This is a genomic window from Streptomyces sp. (assembly GCF_019510245.1).
In the GTDB taxonomy this organism is placed as follows: Bacteria; Actinomycetota; Actinomycetes; order Streptomycetales; family Streptomycetaceae; genus Streptomyces.
In genome coordinates this window covers 1-5,470 of the sequence record NZ_JAEKKT010000285.1, presented here as the reverse complement: position 1 = coordinate 5,470, position 5,470 = coordinate 1, and the positions used below count along the sequence as shown (strand labels likewise).

The window sequence follows — 5,470 nt, the reverse complement described above, 5'->3', positions numbered from 1 at the left end:
GCTCGGGTGCCCCGGCCGGGCCCCGAGGGCCTGAGCGACGAAGGCCTCCTGAGGGCTGCTTTGGCGCTGCCCCGCCATCGCCGGTCAAGGGGATGCCTCACCCCCCACACATGGAAATCTATCTTCGTCGGAGTAGACATTGGTCAGTGGTGTGGTTATGGTTTCTCTCGTAGCCCAGACAGACGGAAGGGCCCGGCAGACATGAACTGCCGGGCAGCAGTACCGCAGTTGCAGTTCGCAGGACGGTGCGGTGGTGGAGTTTCGAAGCCAGGGTTGTTGCAGGACGGCGACGGGACTGACGGCCGGACCGGGCGGCCCGCAGTGATCAGGGGCCGCCGCGAGCAGTACACGCAGTGGAATCAGTGAGCAGCACCTCGGTGAAGGCGTCGGGCTGCGGGCGCGCGCACCGGGAGGTCGGCAGTGGGGTTCCAAGCCGGAGCAGACACAAGACGGGCGACGGGGCTGGCTGCCGAAAGCAGTACGCAGTAGAGCAGTACCAGCAGTGAGGGAAGAACGGAGGAGCGGAACGCCATCAGGATCGCCCAGGCAGCTTGTGAAGTCTGGGTACCGCAGGACATCGATAGTGAGGTGGTCTCCGGTCAAGCAACCGCGATCCCAGCATCCCCGGCAGCATCTCGGTCGGGTATGCGGAGACAGAAGGCCGGCGCAGTAGTAGGGCCGGCAGATGGTGTAGCAGTTCCTTCGGGCCCTGGCGCCGTACAGCGCCAGGGCCCCTCCATGTGTTCCACAGAGAGGTGCAATGACAGCAGACGATTCCTATGGCCGTCTCGATGACGACAACTACCCCGCCTACACCATGGGCCGGGCCGCCGAGATGCTCGGCACCACGCAGGGTTTCCTCCGCGCCATCGGCGAAGCCCGCCTCATCACCCCGCTCCGCTCCGCGGGCGGACACCGCCGCTACTCCCGCTACCAGCTGCGGATCGCCGCCCGCGCCCGCGAACTCGTCGACCGCGGCACCCCCATCGAGGCCGCCTGCCGCATCGTCATCCTCGAAGACCAACTCGAAGAAGCCCAGCGCATCAACGCCGAATACCGCCGCACCGCATCCCCGCACACGGCCGACACCTGACCCGTGGTCCCCAGCGATACGCCGGGCCGCAACCCCCCCTCGATTCCAGAACATGAGCGCATGATCGCCGAAGAACCTCAGCCGCCGGCACATGGACGAAAGTCAGAGTCCGGCACTGGCACCACGCCCAAGACCCTGGGCACCCCGGCGCTCGATGCGCCTGCCCACGCAACCCGCTGGCCGACTACCGGGCAGACAACCAGCGCACTGGAAGACGGGGTACAGCGCGCGGCGGCTGCGCTGAAGCCGCGGATGCGAGGCTGGCTGCACGCGGGCGTGTTCCCCCTGGCGCTGGTGGGCGGCATCGTACTGATCGCCGTTTCGCGCTCGACTGCAGCAGTGGCGGCCTGCTCGGTGTACGCAGCGTCGGCCTGCCTGCTGTTCGGTACCAGCGCGGTCTACCACCGCGGAACCTGGGGCCCGCGCGGCGAGGCGGTCCTGCGGCGGCTGGACCACGCGAACATCTTCCTGATCATCGCAGGCACCTACACGCCGCTGGCGGTACTGCTGCTGCCCACGGGACAGCAGCGGGTGCTCCTGGCGGCCGTGTGGGCGGGCGCCCTGGCCGGCATCGCCTTCCGCATCCTGTGGATCGGGGCTCCCCGGTGGCTGTACACCCCGTGCTACATCGCGCTCGGCTGGGTGGCCGTCTTCTACTTGCCCGACTTCGCGCGCACCGGCAACACCGCGGTCGTCGTACTCGTCATCACCGGCGGTCTGCTCTACACCGCGGGAGCCATCGTCTACGCCCTCAAACGCCCCGACCCCTCACCGGCCTGGTTCGGCTTCCACGAGGTCTTCCACTCTCTGACCATCGCCGCCTTCACCGCGCACTACACCGCCATCCTCCTGGCAGCCACCTGAGCCGGCAAGGAGACACGTCGGCTCGACAGCGCCCCGGCCGGCAGGGCGTCGGCGGCCGGGACGCGGCGGTGTTTGGTATGGGCGGCGATGATCAGCCAGGTCCACCGGTCGGTGGCTTCGGGACTGCGGAGTCTTGGACGGGTCCAGCCGAGCTTCTGCTTGATCATCCCAAGGCGTTTCAGGTCGAAGTGAGGTTCCCTCAGCCGTATCCGCGAAGTGGTTGGTGCATTGGTCTGTTCCGGGTGCGTCGTCATGAGTTGACTGATCGACAGCCGGAGCGTCCGGCGTAGGAGCGTTCCCTGCCGACACGCTGGCCGGGCTGTCCGGCTCAGCCGCTCAGGATGCCGCCGACCGTGGTGACGGGGATCGTGTCCGCGGCCTGCGGAACCGTCACGCGGACCGGCTCGCCGATGTCCGACAGCGCCATGGTCAGCGTCACCTGCGCACCGGACAGGTTGACGCTCATGCGCGTCTGCACCAGGCGCCCCCGGCCGTCGACCCACGCGTCTGCGAAGACCGGGAGGTCGCTGCCCAGGGCGTCGCGGGCTTGGTCCGTCTTCGTGCGGACATCCGGGGCCATGCGCAGAGTGACGGTCCGGTGGTCGAGGATGCCGCGGTAGCGCACTGTGCGCACCCCCTCGACGTTCTCCTCGCCCTGTCGGGAGATCTCGCGCATTGCGGCGATCTGCTGCAGGACGTGCTCGGGGTCGTTGAGCGGGGCCCGCAGCAGATAGTGAGCCTGCGCCTTGTCCCGGGGCACAACCCCCCAGGCATCCTCGCCGGTCCCCTGGACGCCGCTGATGTATATCTTGCCGTCCGCGAAGACCTGGTCGATCTGGTCGATGGCGCCGCCGGGCAAGTCGACCGCGAGGTGGCCCCTGTCCGCGGCGAAGTCGAAGCCACCGGTGATCGTGAGGCCGTACACCTTGCCCTCACCCTTCAGTTCGATCTTCTGGCGGAACCCGGCGCTGTCCTCGCGGAGAGCCGCGACGGCCGCTTGTACGGCGGAGCGGGCGCCGGACGACGATGTGGAAGACGGTGACGCGGCCGCGGGCCTGTCACGGCTCCCGGCGTCGGCCGTGGAGCAGCCGGCGCACAGCAGTGCGGCGGCAGCGGTGAGCACGAGAGGACGGCGCATGGGGGTCTCCGAAGTTATTGGGCGAGCACTCGGCCATTGCGGTACCGCCTCGCGCGGAGATCTTACGAAATTGCGCACAGCAGTGCGAACTTAATGCGGCTGGAGCGGGCACGTCTCTGTCAGAACGGCGAAGCGCGACGGCTCGTCGAGGAAGCGGCCGAGTCGGCTGCGGGCCAGACGATCGAGGACCGGGCGGAGAGTGCCGCACCTGCGGCCTCACGCCGCTGATGAAGCTCGCCGCGAACTGGGGCTCGTCGTAGAACCTCACCGTCGGAGACATCACTGGCGACGCCAGAGGGGACATCATCTCCCGGCACATCTCGGGCGCGGTGTGTCACAACACCCATAACACGAGGGGTCGTTCGGTGCTCGTACTAAAATCGCGACCGGTGGCAGGGCGCGCCGTGACCTGCACCCGATGCAGGCCGGTGACGAGATCGCGGTTGACCTGCGGATTCTGACAGACCGCCGCTACGACCTGGCTGCGGGCCGCACCAGGGCCATCAACCGTCTCCGCGCGACAGAACCATGCCAGTCACGCCCGGTGCCCCTGGGTCTCGTGATCTTACGAATGACCAGAACGAACCCAAGAGAGAAGGCAAGGAACCAGTGTCATACCCGCAACTGCTCACTCCCGAGGCGAAGCTCGCCGATGCGAAGAAGCTGTTGAGCCTCCCGCGTATCGTCGTGATCTGCGGCTCCACCCGCTTCATGACCGAGATGACCGAGGCCGATCTGCGGGAGACCAAAGCCGGAAAGATCGTCGTCAAACCAGGCTGTGACATGAAGTCGCCGCACGAACTTTGGTCCGATCCTGTCGAGGCCGAGGCGCTTAAGGTTCAACTCGACGATCTGCACCGGGCGAAGATCCGGCTCGCTGATGAGGTGCTCGTAGTCGGCCACTACATCGGAGACAGCACCCGAGCCGAAATCGTCTACGCCCGGTCGCTGGGCAAGCCCGTGCGCTTCACGCACCCCGAAGTCGACCCTGACGCCTGACCGCCCGCTGCCACCTCGACAACCAGGGCCGGCAGCCCGCCGCCTGACTGTCCCGCGGCGGTTTCGGCCGCCGCCCACTCCTCGCCCCCGCAGGCATCCCCAGGAATTGATCATCTAGTCGCCGTGTACGCACAGACGCCTGCGGCGCTTCAAGCAGCGTGACCGGGTTTCTCGGCGCCTCGGGCGAGAGGTCCGGCTGAGGTGCACACCCTGGATCCCACCGTGTGACCGACAAGGGCCACAGCCATTCGTCGATGGCGACAACGACGGTCGGGTTCGGCCGCGCGTTCTCCTCTCGAAGGCCGGCCGACGTGGCGTCTGGCGCGTCCGGCCCGCCGTCGGGCACGGACCGCTCCTCGCTGTGTGAGGTCTCTCCGCACACGAACGTCTGACTGCACACGCTCGCGGAAGCCGTGATTGACCGGGCGTTGAGCCGGCCGATGCAGAAGCCGGTCGGCCGGGAACTGGAGGCGGCGGTGCAGAAACCGGTCAGCCGAGAACTGGACGCGGCGGTGCAGCGGCGCTCGCCTCACACCGGGCTGGTCGACCGGCCCGAATAGGGCGCTCAGGTGGTCAGGGTGGCCGGTCGAGGCTGCCGCAGCCCCTGGAGGAGCAGTTCGATCAGGCGGCGGGGGTCGTAGCGGGGGTCGTCGTCGCGCCCGATGCAGAGGTTGCCGATGCCGCGCATCAGTTCATAGGGCTGGATGCCGGGCCGGATTTCGCCCACCTCGACCGCGGCGTCGAGGAGTTGGGCGCTCACGGGCTCCAGGCGGTCGACGAGGTAGGTGTGCAGAGTGGCGAAGCGGTCGCTGTCGGACTGCAGGGCGTCGGCGAGTCCGTGCTTGGTGGCCAGAAAGTCGACGAAGAGGTCGATCCACTGACGCAGTGCGTCGAACGGGGATTCCGAACCGGCCAGCAGCTTCGGTCCGGCCTCGACGCACGCCTCGATCTGATGGCGGTAGACGGCGGTGACGAGGTCCGCCCGGGTCGGGAAGTGGCGGTAGATCGTGGCCATCCCGACGCCCGCCCGTGCGGCGATCTCGCGAATCGGCGCGTCGACTCCGGAGGTGACGAAAACCTCGGCGGCGGCGGTGAGCACGGTCTGCTGGTTGCGCAGCGCGTCGGTCCGCTTGCTCCGGGTCGGCACCTTTCCCGTGGGGCTCTCGCTGGGCATCACGCTCTTCCTCTCGGCACCGCTTGACAAAACGGAGCGCTGTTCCGGATATTAAGTGGTGCGGCGCTCCACTTCAGGCTAGCCGAAACCGGCAGGCGCCCGCCCCTTACCCCCCTTGTCTACCGCCTCCGGACCGGACCGTGGTCGACAAGGCCCGCAGAAAAGGACACCGCGCATCATGAGCACACCCACCACCACCGCC

General features: G+C 67.9%; 5 protein-coding genes and 2 pseudogenes. 4 read left to right on the top strand and 3 right to left on the bottom strand.

Annotation, left to right across the window (positions count from 1 at the left end):
- The first annotated feature begins 760 nt into the window (after window positions 1-760).
- Window positions 761-1,093: a MerR family transcriptional regulator gene (locus JF597_RS48990; protein ID WP_294012330.1), complete on the top strand. Its 333-nt coding sequence runs from the start codon at window positions 761-763 to the stop codon at window positions 1,091-1,093.
- Window positions 1,094-1,153: 60 nt separating this feature from the next.
- On the top strand, window positions 1,154-1,957 hold the full coding sequence (locus JF597_RS48985) for a hemolysin III family protein (protein WP_294012328.1): 804 nt from the start codon (window positions 1,154-1,156) through the stop codon (window positions 1,955-1,957).
- A 47-nt stretch (window positions 1,958-2,004) separates the two neighbouring features.
- Here JF597_RS48985 and JF597_RS48980 read toward each other — a convergent pair.
- Window positions 2,005-2,145: pseudogene (locus JF597_RS48980) on the bottom strand (transposase); the annotation flags it as partial.
- 140 nt (window positions 2,146-2,285) lie between these two features.
- Window positions 2,286-3,095, bottom strand: a complete 810-nt coding sequence (locus tag JF597_RS48975; RefSeq protein ID WP_294012325.1) for a hypothetical protein — start codon at window positions 3,093-3,095, stop codon at window positions 2,286-2,288.
- 379 nt (window positions 3,096-3,474) lie between these two features.
- Here JF597_RS48975 and JF597_RS55895 point away from each other — a divergent pair.
- Both JF597_RS55895 and JF597_RS48970 read left to right on the top strand, forming a co-directional pair.
- Window positions 3,475-3,612, top strand: a pseudogene (locus tag JF597_RS55895) (transposase); the annotation flags it as partial.
- A gap of 92 nt (window positions 3,613-3,704) precedes the next feature.
- On the top strand, window positions 3,705-4,094 hold the full coding sequence (locus JF597_RS48970) for a hypothetical protein (protein ID WP_294012322.1): 390 nt from the start codon (window positions 3,705-3,707) through the stop codon (window positions 4,092-4,094).
- Between the two features lie 565 nt (window positions 4,095-4,659).
- Here the strand turns inward: JF597_RS48970 and JF597_RS48965 are convergent.
- Window positions 4,660-5,268 carry a TetR/AcrR family transcriptional regulator gene (locus JF597_RS48965; protein ID WP_294012319.1) on the bottom strand — a complete coding sequence of 203 codons (609 nt, stop codon included), beginning with the start codon at window positions 5,266-5,268 and terminating at the stop codon, window positions 4,660-4,662.
- Window positions 5,269-5,470 lie beyond the last annotated feature (202 nt).

Excerpts from the sequence above, each read along its gene's own strand:
- JF597_RS48975 (WP_294012325.1), bottom strand. The coding sequence starts at position 3,095 with ATGCGCCGTCCTCTCGTGCTCACCGCTGCCGCCGCACTGCTGTGCGCC.
- JF597_RS48985 (WP_294012328.1), top strand. The coding sequence starts at position 1,154 with ATGATCGCCGAAGAACCTCAGCCGCCGGCACATGGACGAAAGTCAGAG.
- JF597_RS48990 (WP_294012330.1), top strand. The coding sequence starts at position 761 with ATGACAGCAGACGATTCCTATGGCCGTCTCGATGACGACAACTACCCC.
- JF597_RS48965 (WP_294012319.1), bottom strand. The coding sequence starts at position 5,268 with ATGCCCAGCGAGAGCCCCACGGGAAAGGTGCCGACCCGGAGCAAGCGG.